The sequence below is a fragment of the Streptomyces sp. NBC_00247 genome, from assembly GCF_036188265.1.
Lineage (GTDB): Bacteria > Actinomycetota > Actinomycetes > Streptomycetales > Streptomycetaceae > Streptomyces.
The window spans coordinates 1755077-1772798 of the sequence record NZ_CP108093.1; the positions used below are offsets into that span (position 1 = coordinate 1755077).

Annotated in this window: 15 protein-coding genes, 1 pseudogene and 1 riboswitch; of the genes and pseudogenes, 4 read left to right on the top strand and 12 right to left on the bottom strand. The window is 70.6% G+C overall.

The window, feature by feature from the left end; genetic code table 11:
* Positions 1–89: 89 nt before the first annotated feature.
* Positions 90–236 carry a hypothetical protein gene (locus OHT52_RS07075; protein ID WP_328719277.1) on the bottom strand — a complete coding sequence of 49 codons (147 nt, stop codon included), beginning with the start codon at positions 234–236 and terminating at the stop codon, positions 90–92.
* A 172-nt stretch (positions 237–408) separates the two neighbouring features.
* Here OHT52_RS07075 and OHT52_RS07080 point away from each other — a divergent pair, with 172 nt between their 5' ends.
* Complete coding sequence (locus OHT52_RS07080; RefSeq protein ID WP_328719278.1) at positions 409–1059, top strand: TetR family transcriptional regulator; 651 nt, start codon at positions 409–411, stop codon at positions 1057–1059.
* Between the two features lie 78 nt (positions 1060–1137).
* Here the strand turns inward: OHT52_RS07080 and OHT52_RS07085 are convergent, their stop codons facing one another.
* The 11 genes and pseudogenes from OHT52_RS07085 to OHT52_RS07135 form a co-directional block, all read right to left on the bottom strand.
* Positions 1138–2604: an MFS transporter gene (locus OHT52_RS07085; RefSeq protein WP_328719279.1), complete on the bottom strand. Its 1467-nt coding sequence runs from the start codon at positions 2602–2604 to the stop codon at positions 1138–1140.
* Positions 2605–2823: 219 nt separating this feature from the next.
* Entirely contained in the window at positions 2824–3720 is an 897-nt protein-coding gene (locus OHT52_RS07090) for an acyl-CoA thioesterase domain-containing protein (RefSeq protein WP_328719280.1), read from the bottom strand.
* Positions 3721–3793: 73 nt separating this feature from the next.
* Positions 3794–4465 (bottom strand): trimeric intracellular cation channel family protein, encoded by a 672-nt coding sequence (locus OHT52_RS07095; protein WP_328719281.1) that lies wholly within the window; start codon positions 4463–4465, stop codon positions 3794–3796.
* 79 nt (positions 4466–4544) lie between these two features.
* Positions 4545–5831, bottom strand: a complete 1287-nt coding sequence (locus OHT52_RS07100) for an ABC transporter ATP-binding protein (RefSeq protein WP_443046511.1) — start codon at positions 5829–5831, stop codon at positions 4545–4547.
* Positions 5828–6928, bottom strand: coding sequence for an ABC transporter ATP-binding protein (locus tag OHT52_RS07105; RefSeq protein ID WP_328719282.1), 1101 nt, complete (start codon positions 6926–6928; stop codon positions 5828–5830). The genes OHT52_RS07100 and OHT52_RS07105 overlap by 4 nt, the downstream gene beginning before the upstream one ends.
* Positions 6925–7932, bottom strand: coding sequence for an ABC transporter permease (locus tag OHT52_RS07110; protein ID WP_328719283.1), 1008 nt, complete (start codon positions 7930–7932; stop codon positions 6925–6927). Before OHT52_RS07110 ends, OHT52_RS07105 begins: the two co-directional genes overlap by 4 nt.
* 72 nt (positions 7933–8004) lie before the next feature.
* Complete coding sequence (locus OHT52_RS07115) at positions 8005–9759, bottom strand: ABC transporter substrate-binding protein (protein WP_443046512.1); 1755 nt, start codon at positions 9757–9759, stop codon at positions 8005–8007.
* 56 nt (positions 9760–9815) lie between these two features.
* Positions 9816–10817, bottom strand: a complete 1002-nt coding sequence (locus OHT52_RS07120; RefSeq protein ID WP_328719285.1) for an ABC transporter permease — start codon at positions 10815–10817, stop codon at positions 9816–9818.
* Positions 10818–11479: 662 nt separating this feature from the next.
* Entirely contained in the window at positions 11480–12268 is a 789-nt protein-coding gene (locus OHT52_RS07125) for an enhanced serine sensitivity protein SseB C-terminal domain-containing protein (RefSeq protein ID WP_328719286.1), read from the bottom strand.
* A gap of 219 nt (positions 12269–12487) precedes the next feature.
* Entirely contained in the window at positions 12488–13246 is a 759-nt protein-coding gene (locus OHT52_RS07130) for an enhanced serine sensitivity protein SseB (protein ID WP_328719287.1), read from the bottom strand.
* 376 nt (positions 13247–13622) lie between these two features.
* A pseudogene (locus tag OHT52_RS07135) lies at positions 13623–14273 on the bottom strand (AAA family ATPase); the annotation flags it as partial.
* A gap of 172 nt (positions 14274–14445) precedes the next feature.
* Positions 14446–14543: riboswitch (glycine riboswitch) on the top strand.
* A gap of 148 nt (positions 14544–14691) precedes the next feature.
* Between OHT52_RS07135 and gcvT the strand changes: the two are divergent.
* The 3 genes from gcvT to glyA all read left to right on the top strand — a co-directional run bounded on the left by gcvT (position 14692) and on the right by glyA (position 17577).
* Positions 14692–15807 carry a glycine cleavage system aminomethyltransferase GcvT gene (gcvT, locus tag OHT52_RS07140; RefSeq protein WP_328719288.1) on the top strand — a complete coding sequence of 372 codons (1116 nt, stop codon included), beginning with the start codon at positions 14692–14694 and terminating at the stop codon, positions 15805–15807.
* Between the two features lie 111 nt (positions 15808–15918).
* Positions 15919–16296: a glycine cleavage system protein GcvH gene (gene gcvH / locus OHT52_RS07145; RefSeq protein ID WP_328719289.1), complete on the top strand. Its 378-nt coding sequence runs from the start codon at positions 15919–15921 to the stop codon at positions 16294–16296.
* Between the two features lie 18 nt (positions 16297–16314).
* Positions 16315–17577: a serine hydroxymethyltransferase gene (gene glyA / locus OHT52_RS07150; RefSeq protein ID WP_328719290.1), complete on the top strand. Its 1263-nt coding sequence runs from the start codon at positions 16315–16317 to the stop codon at positions 17575–17577.
* Positions 17578–17722: the final 145 nt, after the last annotated feature.

Sequence of the window (17722 nt, forward strand, 5' to 3'; positions counted from 1 at the left end):
GCTCGGTGGGACCGGCGGCGCCTCGGTGGGAGCGCCGGCTCGACAGGACCGGCGGCGGCTGCCCGGGACCCGGCGGGACCGGCGGCGGCTCAGTGGGACCGGCGCTCGCGGACCGCGAAGCCGATCAGCCAGCAGCCGATCACGGCGGCGGACGCCAGGGTCAGCGCGACCGGGAGGTGGGCGACCGTCCCGAGCACGATCCCGAAGAGGAGCAGTGCGGCGACGAGGGCGAGCATGGGCGGCCTTTCTGATCGTCGGAGTCGTACGGACCACGGGGCGCGCCCCGGTGGCGCGGGCACCGGCTTCCGCACCCTGTGAGAGTACGAATGTTCACTGACTGCTCAGTCTAAACCCATGCCCCTCCCCGAGGGCTCCCCCGAACCGGAGAACAGTTGTTTACTGAATGGCATGAGTCACACCACCGGGACCCGTCAGGCCCAGAAGCTGAGGACACGTCAGTGCCTGCTGGACGCCGCCCTCCAGCTCCTGGAGCACCAGAGCCTGAGCGGCCTCGGCCTGCGCGAGGTGACGCGGGCGGCCGGGGTGACCCCCACCGCCTTCTACCGTCACTTCGAGGACACGGCCGCCCTCGGCGTGGCACTGGTGGACCAGACGCTCGGCAGCCTGCACGGCCTGATCGGCGAGATCCTCGCCGGGACGTGGATCAGCGAGGAGCGGCTGGAGCGGAGCGTCGCGGCCATCACGGGCCATGTGGCGGCGCGACCCGCGCACTTCCGCTTCATCGCCCGGGAGCGGCACGGCGGGGTGGCCGAGGTCCGCGCGGCGATAGCGGAGCAACTCGCCCTGTTCGTGACGGAGGTGGCCGACGCGCTGGCCGGGGAGGCGGAGTCGACGGGCTGGTGCCGGGAGGACCTGCTGATGCTGGGCGGGCTGCACGTCGATCACATGGTGATCACCGCCTCCGCGCTCCTGGACGCGGCTCCCGGCACCGAGGAGGAGGTCGTGCGGCTGGCGCGGCGCCGCCTGCGCCTGATCACCCTGGGGCGCCGCCACTGGCTGGACGACGAAGGCCGGACGCCCCTTGTGGACGGCGGCTGAGTACCGGCAGGGCCGGGTCGGCGAAGGGCCCCTCCCGCCCCACGACGCCGGGGACGGGAGGGGCCGACGGGACAGCCTCTACGACTGCTCCCCCTCGCGCGCGGAGAGCGGGGTGGCGATGTCCTCCAGCGACTTCCGCTCGGCGGGAACCGCGAAGAAGACCGCGACCAGCCCGGCGGCCACCATCAGCGCGGCTCCGATGCAGAACGCGATGACCGCGTCGCCCACGACGCCGCTCGCGGTGAGCCCGGAGAAGATCAGCGGTCCGGAGATGCCGCCGGCCGCCGTACCGATGGCGTAGAAGAAGGCGATCGCCATCGCCCGGGTCTCCATCGGGAAGATCTCGCTGACCGTCAGGTAGGCCGAACTCGCCCCGGCCGAGGCGAAGAACAGCACCACGCACCAGCAGAGGGTCATGGTGGCGGCGGTGAGCACCCCGGCGCCGAACAGTCCCGCGGTACCGAAGAGCAGGGCGCCGGAGAGGATGTAGGTGCCCGCGATCATGGGGCGGCGGCCCCAGGTGTCGAAGAGCCGGCCGAGCAGCAGCGGGCCGAGGAAGTTGCCGAAGGCGATGACGGCGAAGAAGTACCCGGTCGTCCCGCTGGAGACGTCGAAGAACTTCACCAGGATCGAGCCGAACCCGAAGGTGATGGCGTTGTACAGGAACGCCTGGCCGATGAAGAGCGAGAAACCGAGCGTCGCCCGCTTCGGGTAGTCGCGGAAGAGGGTACGGGCGATCTCCACGAAGCCGATGCTGCGCCGCTGTTCGATGGTGATCGCGGTCTCCGCCTCGGGCAGGGGCCGGCCCTTCTCCTTCTCGACCTCCGCCTCCGCCTCGTCGACGATCCGATTCGCCCCTTCCGACTGGCCGTGGATGAACATCCACCGAGGGCTCTCGGGCACGTGCCGGCGGACGAGCAGGATGACCAGACCGAGGACCACTCCGAGGGCGAAGGTGAGCCGCCAGCCGATGTCCTTCGGGAAGATGTCGGTGTTGAGCGCGAGGACGGAGAGCAGCGCGCCGCCCATCGCGCCCAGCCAGTAACTGCCGTTGATGATCAGGTCGACGCGGCCCCGGTACTTGCTCGGGATCAGTTCGTCGATGGCGGAGTTGATGGCCGCGTACTCGCCGCCGATGCCGAAGCCGGTGAAGAAGCGGAAGAGGAAGAACCACCAGACCGAGAACGAGAGCGCCGTCAGCGCAGTGGCCAGGAGATAGACCGCGAGGGTGATCAGGAACAGCTTCTTGCGGCCGAAGCGGTCGGTGAGCCAGCCGAAGAAGAGGGCGCCCGAGCAGGCTCCGGCGACGTAGAGGGCCGCCGCGAGGCCGGTGACCTGGGCGTCGGTGATCGGCAGTCCGCTGCCGTCCTCGGACAGCCGGCTGGCAATGTTCCCGACGACGGTCACTTCCAGACCGTCCAGGATCCAGACCGTCCCGAGGCCGATCACGATCATCCAGTGCCATCGGGACCAGGGCAGTCGGTCCAGGCGGGCGGGGACCTTGGTGGTGATGGTCCCGAGACTCGTTCCGTCGGTGTGACTCATGGGCATTGCCTCCTGGGGTGCGGCGTTGCTGCACCGCCGCTCGGCGCTGAGTCCGGGTACCCGGGAGCCGCCGGGAGCAAACGGCGCGTCAGGAGCCGTGCCGGCGCTCGCCGCTCCCCCGCGCACAGGTCCGGCGGGAGGAGCCCCCGGACAGCACGGGACCCGTCCGGCGGTCCACCGGACGGGTCGGGTCGGCGCTGCGGGCCGCGCGTGGCGCGGTCAGTCCCGGGGTGCCCGGGCGAGCTGGCGGGACTGGGCGACGAGCCGGTCCGCGCTGTCCCAGACCTCGGCGTCCTCCTCCAGAAGGCCGCCCGCGAGGTTGCGTGTGGTGATGGCGACGCGCAGCGGGCCGGGGGCCGGGCGGCAGCGGACGTGGACGGTGAGTTCGACGGTGGGGGTCCACCCCTTGAGGCCGAGCTCGAACGAGGTCGGCGGCAGCGCGTCGACGGTGAGCAGCACCGAGAGCGGGTCCGGGTCGCGGCCGTCCGCCAGACCGAACCAGCCGCGCATCTCTCCCTTGCCGGACGGCTTGCCCAGCGCCCAGCCGACCGTCGCGGGGTCGAGCCGGATGTCGAGCCGCTCGGTGATGGCGGAGCTGCCGGGGATCACGTCGCTGCCCGACTCGGCCCCCAGGCACTGGTCGTACGGCGGGATGGCGGGCGGGAGCGCGGTGGTGCGGACCTCGCCGGTCAGGGCGTCGAGGTCGCCGTAGGTGGCGAGCACCCGGATGCGGGCGACCTCGCTGCCGTCCTCGGCGTACTGGTAGAGGGTCGCCTGGCCGGTGGAAAGGGTGCGCCCGGCGCGGACGACCTCGGTACGGATGACGGCGGGGCCGGGTACGGAGGCGGTGAGGTAGTGCGCGGTGACCGAGAAGGGGTCGGGGTGCGGCAGCGCGTCGCCCAGCGCGCGGCCCATCAGGGCCAGCAGGTAGCCGCCGTTGACCGCGTGGATGATGGTCCACCCGGCGGAGAGCTCCGCGTCGTAGACGCCTTCGTCGCGACGGACGACCGCGGTGTCCCGGTCGAACTCGCTGTCCCCGACGGCCGCCCGCGCGAGGGGCGCGGGTCCCGGGGTCGTCTGCCCGGTCGGTGCCGGGTGCGCTGCTGCCTGTGCCATGCCACGCACGCTACACCGACACCTTACTGAGCGGTAGCTTTTTCATGGGGGGAGCGGACGGGCCCCGGCCTCCTCAGGTGGCCGCCGCCCCCTCCTCGCCGCTCGCCGAACGGCGGTTGTACGCGCGCGGCGCCCGCCAGTGGAACCGCATCGCCAGCAGCCGCAGGACGAACCCCGTGACGACCGCGAGGGCCGTGGTCAAGCCGTTCAGGGCGTCGAACTGGATGCAGAGCGCGACCATGGAGGCGCCGACGAGCGCGGGCACCGCGTACAGGTCCCGGTCCCAGCGCAGCAGCGAGGGCACCTCGTTGGCCAGCACGTCCCGCAACACCCCTCCGCCGACCGCCGTGGCGAGGCCGAGCGCGACGGAGGAGGTCAGCCCGAGCCCGTAGTCGTACGCCTTGGTCGTGCCGCTCACGGCGAAGAGGCCGAGCCCCGCCGCGTCGAAGACGTTGACGCCGACCTGGATGCGCTCGACGTGCGGGTGCAGGAAGAAGACCAGGGCGGCCGCGATCAGCGGGGTGAGGAAGTAGCCGAGGTCGACGAAGGCGGCCGGCGGCACCGCTCCGATGATCAGGTCACGGAAAATCCCTCCACCCAGCGCGGTCACCTCGGCGAGAACCGCGATGCCGAAGACGTCGAAGTTCTTGCGTACGGCGAGCAGAGCGCCGGAGATCGCGAAGAAGAAGATCCCGACGACATCGAGCGCGTGCTGGACGGAGGGAGTGAACAGTTCGGTGAGCACCGGCCAATTGTGCCGGTGCCAGGGCCTGTGTCGAGTTCCGGGCCGGCTCACTGATCCGGCCCGGAACTCGATACGGGCCCTAACCCTTCGGGCCGTCCTCCGTGTCATCGGTGGCCCCGGTGGCCCGCGGAGCGGTGGCCCCGGGCACCTCGGAAGCCTCGGCCCCGGCCGACGCCCCGGAGGGCTCCGGCTCGGCGGCTGCCTCCGGCGCGGCGGCTGCCTCGGGCGCGGCGGCTGCCGGCGCGGCGGACTTCGGCGTGGCGGCCACGATCGCCTCGCGCGCCAGGGGCAGAACCTCCTCGCCCGGGGCCTGGTCCGGTGCGTTCTCCGGGTGGTGGCAGGCCACTTGGTGCCCGGTCCGCAGCGCGATCAGCGGCGGTTCCTGCGTACGGCAGACCTCCGTCGCCTTCCAGCACCGGGTGTGGAAGCGGCAGCCGCTGGGCGGCGAGATCGGCGAGGGGACGTCACCGGTGAGCAGGATGCGCTCGCTCTTGGCACCCCGGCGCCGGGGGTCCGGGATCGGCACGGCGGAGAGCAGCGCCTTGGTGTACGGGTGCATCGGCGCCTTGTAGAGCGACTCGCGGTCGGCGAGCTCCACGATCTTCCCGAGGTACATCACCGCGATCCGGTCCGAGACGTGCCGGACCACCGACAGGTCGTGCGCGATGATCACATAGGTGAGGCCCAGCTCCTTCTGGAGGTCGTCGAGCAGGTTCACCACCTGCGCCTGGATGGAGACGTCCAGTGCGGAGACGGGTTCGTCGGCGACGACCAGCTTCGGGTTGAGGGCGAGCGCTCGGGCGATGCCGATGCGCTGGCGCTGCCCGCCGGAGAACTCGTGCGGGTAGCGGTTGTAGTGCTCGGGGCTCAGTCCCACCAACTGCAGGAGTTCCTGGACCTTCTTCTTCACCCCGCCGTCGGGGGTCACGCCCTGGAGCTTGAACGGCGCCGAGACGATGGAGCCGACGGTGTGGCGGGGGTTGAGGGAGCCGTACGGGTCCTGGAAGATCATCTGGATGTCGCGGCGCAACGGCCGCATCCCGCTGGTCCCCAGGTCCGTGATGTCACGGCCCTCGAACTCGATCCTTCCGCCGGTCGGTTCGATCAGCTTGGTGATGACCCGGCCCATGGTCGACTTGCCGCAGCCGGACTCGCCGACGACGCCCAGGGTCTCCCCCTTGCGGACCTCGAAGTCGAGACCGTCGACCGCCTTCACCGCGGCCACCTGCCGCTGCAGGATGCCCTTCTTGATCGGGAAGTGCTTGACCAGGCCCTCGACCTTGAGCAGCACCTCCCGGTCCCCGGCCGCCTTCGCCTGCCGCGGGATGCCGGCCCCGGCCGTGTCCGTCTTCGTCGTCTCGCTCACAGCTTCGGCGCAATCTCTTCGGTCCAGATCCGCGTGCGGTCCTCCGGCGAGAGGTGGCAGGCGGAGTAGTGCCCGCCGCCGACCACCTGCAGATCGGGCCGCTCGGTACGGGTGATGCCCCCCTTGGGAACGTCCGCGTAGGGGCAGCGCGGGTGGAACGCGCAGCCCGACGGGACGTTGATGAGGCTCGGCGGCTGGCCCTTGACGGGGACGAGACGCTCGGTCTGCTCCCGGTCGATGCGGGGCATCGAGCCGAGCAGACCCCAGGTGTACGGGTGCTGGGGCTGGGAGAAGATCGCGTCCACGGGCCCGCGCTCCACGCACCGGCCGCCGTACATCACGAGGACCTGGTCGGCGATCTCGGCGACCACGCCGAGGTCGTGCGTGATGAGGACGACGGCGGAGTCGAACTCCTTCTGCAGGTCCCGGATGAGGTCGAGGATCTGCGCCTGCACGGTGACGTCGAGCGCCGTGGTGGGCTCGTCGGCGATGAGCAGCTGCGGGTTGTTGGAGAGCGCCATCGCGATCATCGCGCGCTGACGCATGCCGCCGGAGAACTCGTGCGGGTAGCTGTCGACGCGCTTGTCCGGCTCGGGAATGCCCACCCGGTCCAGCAGTTCGACGGCCCGTTTGCGCGCGGCCTTCCTGGTCACGTCGTTGTGGACGCGGTACGCCTCCACGATCTGGTTGCCGACCGTGTAGTACGGGTGCATCGCGGACAGCGGGTCCTGGAAGATCATCGCCATGTCCCGGCCGCGCAGCCGGCGGACCTCGTCCGGCGTGGCCCCGATCAGCTCCTTGCCGTCCAGCCAGATCTCGCCGGACATCCGCACGTTCTTGCCCCGGGCGCCGAGCCGGTGCAGGCCCATGATCGCCAGGGAGGTCACGGACTTGCCGGAGCCTGACTCGCCCACGATGGAGAGGGTCTGGCCCCTCTCCAGGCGGAAGCTGAGCCCGTCGACGGACTTCACCAGGCCGTCGTCGGTGGGGAAGTGCACCTTGAGGTCGCGCACTTCGAGGAAGGCGGTCGGCGCCGCCGATCCGGCCTCGGGCACCGGATCGCCCACTGCGGCGCCGGTCTTGGACAGTTCGGTCACGAGAGCCTCACCCGCGGGTCGGCGGCGGCGTAGAGAAGGTCCACCAGGAGATTGCAGAGCACGACGAAGAACGCGGCGAGCAGAGTGACGCCGAGAACCGGCGGCAGGTCGTTGTCGGTGATCGCCTGCACCGCGTACTCGCCGATGCCGTGCAGGGAGAACACCCGCTCGGTGATCAGCGCGCCGCCGAGCAGGAGGCCGAGGTCCATGCCGAAGACGGTGATGATCGGGGTGAGCGCGGCGCGCAGGCCGTGCCGGGCGACCACCGTGCGCTCGGGCAGGCCCTTGGAGCGGGCCGTGCGGATGAAGTCCTCGTTCATCGTCTCCAGCATCCCCGAGCGGGTGAGCCGCGCGTAGACGGCGGAGTACAGGAGTGCCAGTGAACACCAGGCGGGAACGAGGGTGTTCGCCCACTGCGCCGGGTTCTCGGTGAACGGGACGTACGTCCGGCCGAAGATCGGCCATTGGTAGGTGAAGAGCAGCAGCGCCAGCTGACCCGTGAAGAACATGGGCAGCGAGACACCCGCGAGGGCGACGCCCATGAAGGTGCGGTCGAAGAACGAGCCCGGCTTGAGCGCGGAGATCACCCCGACCGTGACGCCGGAGAGCAGCCAGATCACCGCGGCGCCCGCGGCGAGCGAGAGCGTCACCGGAAGGCGCGAGGTCAGCTCCGGCCAGACCTCGACGTGGTTCTTGAAGGAGTACCCGAAACACGGCGCACCGCAGTGTGCCGTGGTGGGGCCGAGGTCATAGGTGGCGCCGCCGACGATCCCCTTGATGAAGTGCCAGTACTGGACGTAGACGGGCTGGTCCAGACCGAGGTTGTGCTTGACCGCCGCGATGTCCGCGGCCGTGGGGCTCTTGCCGATGTACTGCTGCGCCAGTTGGTCGGGTGTCTGGCCGGCGAGCCGCGGCAACAGGAAGAAGATGCCAAAGGTGACCGCCGTGACGACCAGCAGCAGGATCACTGCGGCGACAGTCCGGCGGAGGATGTACGAGATCACGGGGATCGGCGCCGGTTGCCGCAGGTCGCGAGACCTGCGGCAACCAATGCCTTCACCTGCCTTCCGGGGCTGCTACTTCTTGGTGGTGCCGATGTTGAGGTAGTCGTACTCACCGCTGAAGGCCGACGTGGACACCAGGTTGGTGGCGTACGGCGAGCGGTACAGCAGGACCTTGAAGTAGGTCAGCGGAACGAGGACCGCTTCGTCCATGGTCTTCTGGTCGATCTCCGCGTACAGCTTGTTGCGCTCGGCGACGTCGGGCGAGGCGATGGCCTGGGCCAGCTTCGCGTCGACTTCCTTGTTCTCCAGCTGCGAGAGGTTGGTGTTGCCGGACTCGCCGATGGCCTTGCTGTTCAGGATCTGCTGGAGGAAGCCGTAGCCGGACGGCCAGTCGGCACCCCACTGCATCATCATGATGCCGACGTTGTTCTTGGCGTTGAACTGGGGAACGCCCGCGTAGTCGGTGAAGTACTTGCCCGACGGGTACTGCTTCAGCGAGGCCTCGATGCCGACCTTCTTCAGCGACGCGATGATCGCCGTGGCCGCGTCGACCTCTTCCTGACGGTCGCTGCGCGCGGTGATGTTGGTCGTGATCTTGTCGACGCCGCAGGCCTTCAGGTGCTCCTTGGCCTTGGCCTCGTCGCCCTTGTTGCCGTCGCTCGCGTACGCGTCCGCCTTCTCGTAACCGGTGATGTCCGGCGGGAGGACGGTGGTGGCGATGTCGCCGCGGATGCTGCCGCCCTCGGCGGTCTGCACGGAGACCTTGTCGATCGCGTACTGCACGGCCTTGCGGCACTCGACGTTGGTGAACGGCTTCACCTTGGAGTTGATCGCCGCGTAGACGAGACGGCCACCGTAGGTGTTGTCGGTGTTCGCCTTCTTCTTCGGGTCGCTGACCAGCTGCGCCTGGGTCTGGGTCTCGACACCCTTGCCCTGGAGGTCGATCAGCGTGTCACCGGACTGGAGGTCCTGGTCGATCGTCGACTGGTTGACCTTCAGGTTGACGACGATCTTGTCCGGGTACTGCTTGCGCAGCGGGTCGGTCTTCTCGTCCCAGTTCTCGTTGCGCACCAGGACGGCCTGCTTGCCCTCGGTGTAGCTCTGGAACTTGTACGAGCCCGAGGACACGATCTTCTTGACGTAGTCGACGCCGGTGTCCTTGGCCTGCGGGACCGGCGCGGTCTGCGGCGTGGCGACCAGGTAGTCGAACTCCTGGAAGGCCTGGTTCAGGTGGAAGACGATCGTGGTGTCGTCCGGCGTCTCGATGGACTTGAGGCCCTCGGCGCTCTTGTCCTTGTACGGACCCGTGTACTTGTCGCCGCCCTCAAGGAACTGCTGGAAGTAGTTGGGGCCCAGCGAGAGCACGTCACGCGCGAAGTTCGAGCGCTCGACGGCGTACTTGACGTCCTTGGACGTGATCGGCGAGCCGTCCTCGTACTTCAGGCCGGCGCGCAGCTTGTACGTCCAGGTCTTGCCGCCGTCGCTCTGGGTGCCCGGCTCGGAGGCGAGGTCCGGGACGAGCGTGTTGCCCTTCTCGCCGGCGTCCGGCTTGAAGGTCATCAGCGGGCGGGCGTACAGCCGGCTGAAGTTGTACATGTACGCGTAGTAGGTGTTCCCCGGGTCGAACGAGTCCGGGACGTCCGACATCGCGTAGGTGACCGTGCCACCCTTGGCGGTGGAGGCGTTGACGACACTCTTCGTCGCGGCGTCCGCGCCGGCGGACTTGGTCCCGCCGTCGCTCTTTCCGTCGTCTGCCTTGCTGCAGCCGGCGAGCAGCAGAGCCACGCTGCCCAGGGCCGCAACAGCGGCAAGTGATGACCTTCGCATGATGGTCGGAATCCCCTCCATTGTCGGAAACTTGTCGAGATCCACGCGGCCGGAAGTCAGCGGCTGCGCGGATCGAGAGCGTCGCGGAGACCGTCACCGAGCAGGTTGAACGCGAGCACGGTGACGAAGATGGCGAGGCCGGGCACGACCATGTACTGGGGATCGATCTGGAAGTAGTCGACCGCCTGGTTGAGCATGCCGCCCCACGACGCCTGGGGCGGCTGGATGCCGACCCCCAGGAAGCTGAGCGAGGCCTCGAAAATGATGTTGGTCGGGATCAGCAGCGTCGAGTACACGATGATCGGACCGACCAGGTTGGGCAGCAGCTCCCGGAAGAGGATGTAGGGGCCGCCGGCCCCCATGCCGCGCGAGGCGTCCACGAACTCGCGCTCGCGCAGGGCCAGTGTCTGTCCCCGGACGATCCGCCCCAGGTAGGGCCAGTTGAAGAAGCCGATGACGAAGATCAGCACGCTGATGTGCAGCGGCAGTCCGTCGAGCCCGAAGGCGCCGCCCTGCAGGGTCGCGGAGATGGCGATCGCGAACAGCAGGAGCGGGAAGGCGAGGAAGGTGTCCATCAGGCGGCTGATGACGGAGTCGACCCGCCCGCCGTAGTACCCGGCCACCACGCCGAGGATGGTACCGATGACGTTGGAGAGCACGGTGGCGCCGAACGCCACCACCAGGGACACCCAGGACCCTTCGAGAATGCGGGCGAGGATGTCACGGCCGAACTTCGGCTCCACACCCAGCGGGTGATCGAGGCTCATGCCACCGAACCCGCCCGTGGGCAGCGACGTGCTGCTGTCGATCAGGTCCTGGTGGAAGGCGTTCGGATCGAGACCCAGCAAGGACTGGAGTGGGCGGGACAGGGCGGCGATCAGGATCAGCAGGACGACGACGACTCCACCGACGACGGCGATCTTGTCCCGCTTGAAGCGGGTCCAGGCGATCCGTCCGAGCGAACGCCCCTCGATGTCCTGGGATTTGATCCCCTGGTCGAGCACAGCCTCCGGCTGCGCCCCGGCAGCCGCCCCGGTGGTCTCGATCGGTGCGGTCACAGCGCCCTGACCCTTCCAGCCGGTGGTCACCGGCCTTTGCGATGCCGCTGTCGACGGCTCGCCTTGCTACGAAAAGCCCAGTGCGCGCAGATGATGCGCCCCCGCTGAGCAGCTGAACTACGACTGTTTACCCATTCATGGAATCGACGACCCCATGCATGTCCCGGGAGTCTTCAGCGTCTACGTGATCAGTAGCCAGAGCTGACGGGGAATGTATGCGCAACCGTGATGCTGTGCTGGGGATACCGTTATCCGAACACGGGGTTCCATCCCGCGAACAGGCGACGGTCGGCATACAAATGCGCACACCGGCCGACGAGTTCGCCCTTCACCACCCGTAGACCGCCAAGCGGGCATGGCGGACAGTCGGCGCGACCCACGGGAAAAGGTGACACAACGACACCTCCGGGGACGCGGGCGGCGGCACCCGGAAGGGAACAGCCCTCAGGGGCGCGGCGCGCGCCGTCGCCGGCCGATCGGGCGGGCGAGCGGGCGGCCGATCGGGCGGGCGAGCCGGGACAGCTTTCGGCGGCACGGCGTCTGAACGCGTCGGAGCGCCGAAGGGCGGCGCGTCTTGTCTCCTGACGGGAACCACCCGCCGGGCCTCGTCCGGCGGGCCCCGCGTCCTCGGGGGCCGTCCGGCCGCCGGGACGTCACTCCGCTCAGTACGCCCCGCGCTGCGGATACCCGTAGCCGCCGGTGATCGGCGGCTGCACCGGAGCGGCGTGCGCCTCCCGGTCGTAGAACGGGCGGGCGTTGGCGCGCAGCCACATCGCGACCGGGTCGTAGTCGTCGGACATCGCGACCGTGGAGACGGGAAGCCCCTCCGGGACCGCGCCGATCGTCTGCCCCATCATCGCGCGGGCCGACTCCACCGCGGCCCGGCCGGTGTCGTAGAGGTCGAGCCCGATGGCGAGGTACGGAGCGCCGAGCGCCGGCTGCACCCAGGCGCGACGCAGCGAGCGGATCGCCGGGGTACGGTGCGCGTTCTGCGAGAGCAACGCGTAGAACTGCGGGATCTCGATGGCCGGTTCGGAGAGGGTGAGGGGTCCTGCGGGCAGCCGGTCGAGCCCGTTGGCGATCCGGCGCAGATCCAGCCACGGGATGCCTACGCCGCCGCCGGGGGTGTGCGGGTTGAGCCAGATTCCCCAGTGGTCGGGGAAGAGGGAGCGCGCGATCTCCCGGCCGGTGATCACCTCGTGGGCGCGGTTCCAGCCACTGGCCGCGAGCTCTTGGGCGGAGGTCACGCAAGGGGCGTAACCGAGGCCGTCCACACCGATGTTGCCGTACTGGGCGTCCGGGGAGCCGGCCGTGCCGTGCCAGAGCAGCATCCAGACCTGGCCCTCCGAAAGGGCCCTCAGCAACTCCTCGTACGCGTCGAAGCGCCCGGGGGTCACCTGGCGCAGCATGTGTTCGACCTGCCCGGCCGCTGCCGTGCCTGACGCACTCACCCTGGGTCCCGCCCCTCGTCGATCCACCGTGTCGCGCGCCGCCCCCGGGCGCGCGGGAGCGACCTCGCCATCAAACCAGCTTATGCGCCCTTACTGACACCGACTTGACGCCACCGTCCGACATGCCGGACACGGCAGGCCGGTCCCGGGCGGCGACCGGGCCACCCGGCAACCGGTCCACGGACTCGGCCCGGCGCCGCGGCCGGTCCGCCCCGGCGGTCACTGGAAGAAGGGCCGGACCTTCTCCAGCATCCAGTCGCCGACCGGGTCCTGCGCCATGTCGAGCAGGACCAGGTTGACGGGCCACGGCACCTGCACGCGTCCGAGCGCGCGGCCCAGCGCGTCCATGGGAGCGCCCCGCGTGGCCTCGTCCCACGCCGAGAACTGGACGGCGACGAAGAGGACGGGGTCGCCGCCCTCGATGCTGGCCAGCGCGCGACGGGCGGTGGCGACCACACCGGTCTCCCGGAACTCGGCGGACACGGCGGCGAGGAAGTCGACCGGTTCCTCCTTCCAGTCCGGCTCCCAGAGCCGCACCCGGCCACCGCCGGCCGGCCCGTCCAGCGGGGTGTTACCTGCACGGCAGAGCTCGGCGACGGCGGCGGGCGGCAGCGGGAGCCCGACCGCACCGCCCGGGTTGACCGCGATGCCCACCTGCGGGGGCAGTCCGCGCGCGAACTCGCGGGCGGGCGCGACGGCGTAGGAGAGGTGGGAGCCCGCACATCCGAGGAACTGGGCCTCGGAGCTGAAGACGGGGACGAAGGCGGCACCGTCGAGTTCGATCGTCGGCAGGTCGAGATCGGCGCTGGTGGGACCGCCGCCGCCGGGCAACGGAATCCAGAGCTGGCTGCGGCCGAGCACCTCGACGAGCCGGCCGCCCGCCCCGGGGACGCCCAGCGAGGCGCTGAGCACTTCTTCGAACTCGTTCGCAGGCCACCCCTGGAGTTGGCGGGGCGACGTCTGTGCCGGGATGTCCACTGCCTCTGTGTCCTCTTGTCGACCGTGTCCTGCGGCAGAAACACTAACCGGCGCGGGGCCTCGGCGTCCCGGCCACGCTGCTGTCCCCGGCGTTGTCCCGCATGCCGGGCACCGCGCCCGGCGCACCCGGAGGAGTGGCGGCCACCGGTCCGTCGACCACCCCGACGGGCACGTCCGTCGCCACCGGCCCCGCCACGCCCGGCGCCGCCACCGCCGTCGGCACGCCCGGCCCCGCCACGCCCGGCCCCGCCACCGCCGTCGGCACGCCCGGCCCCGCCACGCCCGGCCCCGCCACCGCCGTCGGCACGCCCGGCCCCGCCACGCCCGGCCCCGCCACCGCCGTCGGCACGCCCGGCCCCGCCACGCCCGGCGCCGTCGCCGGAAAGGCGATGGCCGCCAGCGCCCCGGCCGCCGGGCGGTCCAGCAGCACGGCGGAGGCGCAGCCCGGGGGCAGCAGGCCGCGCTCCGCGTCGCGCAGCAGCCGGCCGACCGCGCGCCGGTGCCGGGCGAAGGCGTACCCGGAGACGCCGCGTCCGCGTTCGCGCTGGCCCGCCCTGGCAGTACGGGGGGACACGTCGAGCAGCACCAGGTGGAGGGCGCGGCCCCGGCGTGCCGCGTGGCGGGCCAGCCAGCGGCGTACCCAGCCCTGCGTCCCGCAGTCGTGGACGACGACCGCCTCGCCGGAGCGCAGCGCGCCGAGGAGCCCGTGGTAGTGGGCGGCGCGGACCAGGGGGCGGTAGAGGGCGTACGGGAGTAAGCGGGGCAGGGCCGCGGTGAAGCGGTCCCGGGTGTCCTGGGAGTCGACGGCGCGGGCGGTGACCGTGCGCCGGATCAGGGTGGACTTGCCGCTGCCGGGCAGCCCGGAGACGACGACGACGTCCCCGGGGGCGAATTCCAGCCGCCGGGGTCCGTCCCCGGCCCCGCCGCGCAGGTCGCGTACGGCCGGCGGCTCCTTCTCCGCGGCGGGTGGTGCGTGCCGCGACCGGGCCGCCCCCCGCACCACCCCCGCGTACGGTCGCAAGGACATCGGCACTCCCCCTGTCGAGTCGCCCCACACCTGCTCACAGAGTGTAAAGAAAAGGTAATGCGCAGCAAGCGTCCCGGACGGGAGGCCGCGCGGGGGGGGTGGGCGGGGTACCGGCCGCCGGGGTCGCCCGCCGTGCGTGCGATGATGTGCCCGCAACTGCATACCGGCCGTTTGAATCCACGCGGGAGAGTCCCGGCCACCGTGTGTGCCGGGCGCCGAAGGAGCAAGTTCCTCCCTTGAATCTCTCAGGCCCCGTACCGCGTGGATGAGGCAGATCTGAAAAGCGAGCCGTCCGACGGCTCCACCCAAGGTGCAAGCCGACCCGTCAGGGGCCTCTCGGCGAACCTCTCAGGTTCCGATGACAGATGGGGAGGGACCGTCCTCGTCGTCATGCCCTGCGCCCTGGGAGCCACACCTCATGAGCAACGCCCCCCGTACGACCGCCCTCGACGCGCTGCATCGCTCGCTGGGCGCGACCATGACCGACTTCGCGGGCTGGGACATGCCGCTGCGGTACGCCAGTGAGCGTGACGAGCACCACGCGGTACGTACCCGCGCCGGGCTCTTCGACCTCTCGCACATGGGCGAGATCGCCGTCACCGGCCCCGGTGCCGTCGCCTTCCTGAACCACGCGCTCGTCGGCAACATCGGCACGGTCGGCGTCGGCCGGGCCCGCTACACGATGATCGTCCGCGAGGACGGCGGCATCCTGGACGACCTGATCGTCTACCGGCCGGCCGAGACCGAGTACCTCGTGGTCGCCAACGCGGGCAACGCCCAGACGGTCCTGGACACCCTGACCGAGCGGGTCACCGGCTTCGACGCCGAGGTCCGCGACGACCGCGACGCGTACGCGCTGATCGCCGTCCAGGGCCCCGAGTCCCCCGCCGTCCTGAAGGCCGTCACCGACGCCGATCTCGACGGGCTGAAGTACTACGCGGGCCTGCCCGGCACCGTCGCCGGAGTTCCGGCGCTCATCGCCCGTACCGGCTACACCGGCGAGGACGGCTTCGAGCTGTTCGTCGCCCCCGAGCACGCCGAGGCGCTCTGGCAGGCGCTCACCGAGGCCGGCGCCCCGCACGGCCTGATCCCCTGCGGGCTCTCCTGCCGCGACACGCTGCGCCTGGAGGCGGGCATGCCGCTGTACGGGCACGAGCTGACCACCGCGCTGACCCCGTTCGACGCGGGCCTCGGCCGGGTCGTGAAGTTCGAGAAGGAGGGCGACTTCGTGGGCCGCGAGGCGCTCACCGCCGCCGCCGAGCGCGCCGAGATCGCCCCGCCCCGCAAGCTCGTCGGCCTGGTCGCCGAGGGCCGCCGGGTTCCGCGCGCCGGTTTCCAGGTGGTCGCGGACGGCAGGGTGATCGGCGAGGTCACCTCCGGCGCCCCCTCCCCGACGCTGGGCAAGCCGATCGCCATGGCGTACGTGGACGCGGCCTTCGCCGCACCCGGCACCGAGGGTGTCGGCGTGGACGTCCGGGGCACCCACGAGCCGTACGAAGTCGTGGCCCTGCCCTTCTACAAGCGCCAGAAGTAGGCGTCGGGGCCCGCCGCGCCCCGCCCACGGGGCCGAACGTGACCCAGTCGCGTCTCATCCCGTAAGACCATCGTTCGTCAGCACCCACCCGCGTACAGGAGAATTCAGGTCATGAGCAACCCCCAGCAGCTGCGGTACAGCAAGGAGCACGAGTGGCTGTCGGCCGTCGAGGACGGCGTGGCAACCGTGGGCATCACCGAGTACGCGGCCAACGCGCTCGGTGACGTCGTGTACGCCCAGCTCCCGGCGGTCGGCGACACGGTGACCGCGGGCGAGACCTGCGGCGAGCTGGAGTCGACCAAGTCGGTCAGCGACCTGTACTCGCCGGTCACCGGCGAGGTCACCGCGGCGAACCAGGACGTGGTGGACGACCCGGCCCTGGTGAACTCCGCTCCCTTCGAGGGCGGCTGGCTCTTCAAGGTGCGCATCGCGGAAGAGCCGGGGGATCTGCTCACCGCCGACGAATACACCGAGTTCTCCGGCAACTGAGACCCAAGGGACCGCCTGATGTCGCTTCTCAACTCCTCCCTCCACGAGCTGGACCCGGACGTCGCCGCCGCAGTCGACGCCGAGCTCCACCGCCAGCAGTCCACCCTCGAAATGATCGCCTCGGAGAACTTCGCTCCGGCCGCCGTCATGGAGGCGCAGGGCTCCGTCCTCACCAACAAGTACGCCGAGGGCTACCCGGGCCGCCGCTACTACGGTGGCTGCGAGCACGTCGACGTGGTCGAGCAGATCGCGATCGACCGCGTCAAGGCGCTCTTCGGCGCCGAGGCCGCGAACGTCCAGCCGCACTCCGGTGCGCAGGCGAACGCCGCCGCGATGTTCGCGCTGCTCAAGCCCGGCGACACGATCATGGGCCTTAACCTGGCCCACGGCGGTCACCTGACCCACGGCATGAAGATCAACTTCTCCGGCAAGCTCTACAACGTGGTCCCGTACCACGTCGACGAGACCGGTGTCGTGGACATGGACGAGGTGGAGCGCCTCGCCAAGGAGTCCCAGCCGAAGCTGATCGTGGCCGGCTGGTCCGCGTACCCGCGTCAGCTGGACTTCGCCGCCTTCCGCCGCGTCGCGGACGAGGTCGGCGCGTACCTGATGGTCGACATGGCCCACTTCGCGGGCCTGGTCGCCGCGGGCCTGCACCCCAGCCCGGTGCCGCACGCCCACGTCGTCACGACCACCACGCACAAGACCCTCGGCGGTCCTCGCGGCGGTGTGATCCTCTCCACCCAGGAACTCGCCAAGAAGATCAACTCGGCGGTCTTCCCGGGGCAGCAGGGCGGCCCGCTGGAGCACGTGATCGCGGCCAAGGCCGTGTCGTTCAAGGTCGCGGCGTCGGAAGAGTTCAAGGAGCGCCAGCAGCGCACCCTGGACGGTGCCCGCATCATCGCCGACCGCCTGGTCCAGCCGGACGTCACCGAGGTGGGCGTCTCCGTCCTCTCCGGCGGCACCGACGTGCACCTGGTCCTGGTGGACCTGCGCAACTCCGAGCTGGACGGCCAGCAGGCCGAGGACCGGCTCCACGAGATCGGCATCACGGTCAACCGGAACGCCGTCCCGAACGACCCGCGCCCGCCGATGGTCACCTCCGGCCTGCGCATCGGTACGCCGGCCCTGGCCACCCGCGGCTTCCGGGCCGAGGACTTCACCGAGGTGGCGGAGATCATCGCCTCGGCCCTGAAGCCCTCGTACGACGCCGAGGACCTCAAGGCCCGCGTCGTCGCGCTGGCCGAGAAGTTCCCGCTGTACCCCGGCCTGAAGAAGTAGCAACCGCCCGTTCACGGGCATTTTTCGCAGGTCGGGCGGGGCATCGCGCACACTGGACGGTGAGCGCGGTGCCCCGCCGCGTTCCGTACGGGGCACCTTCCCCGCTCCCCTCTTTCGTTTCGCCGGTGGACAACGGCGTCCGCCC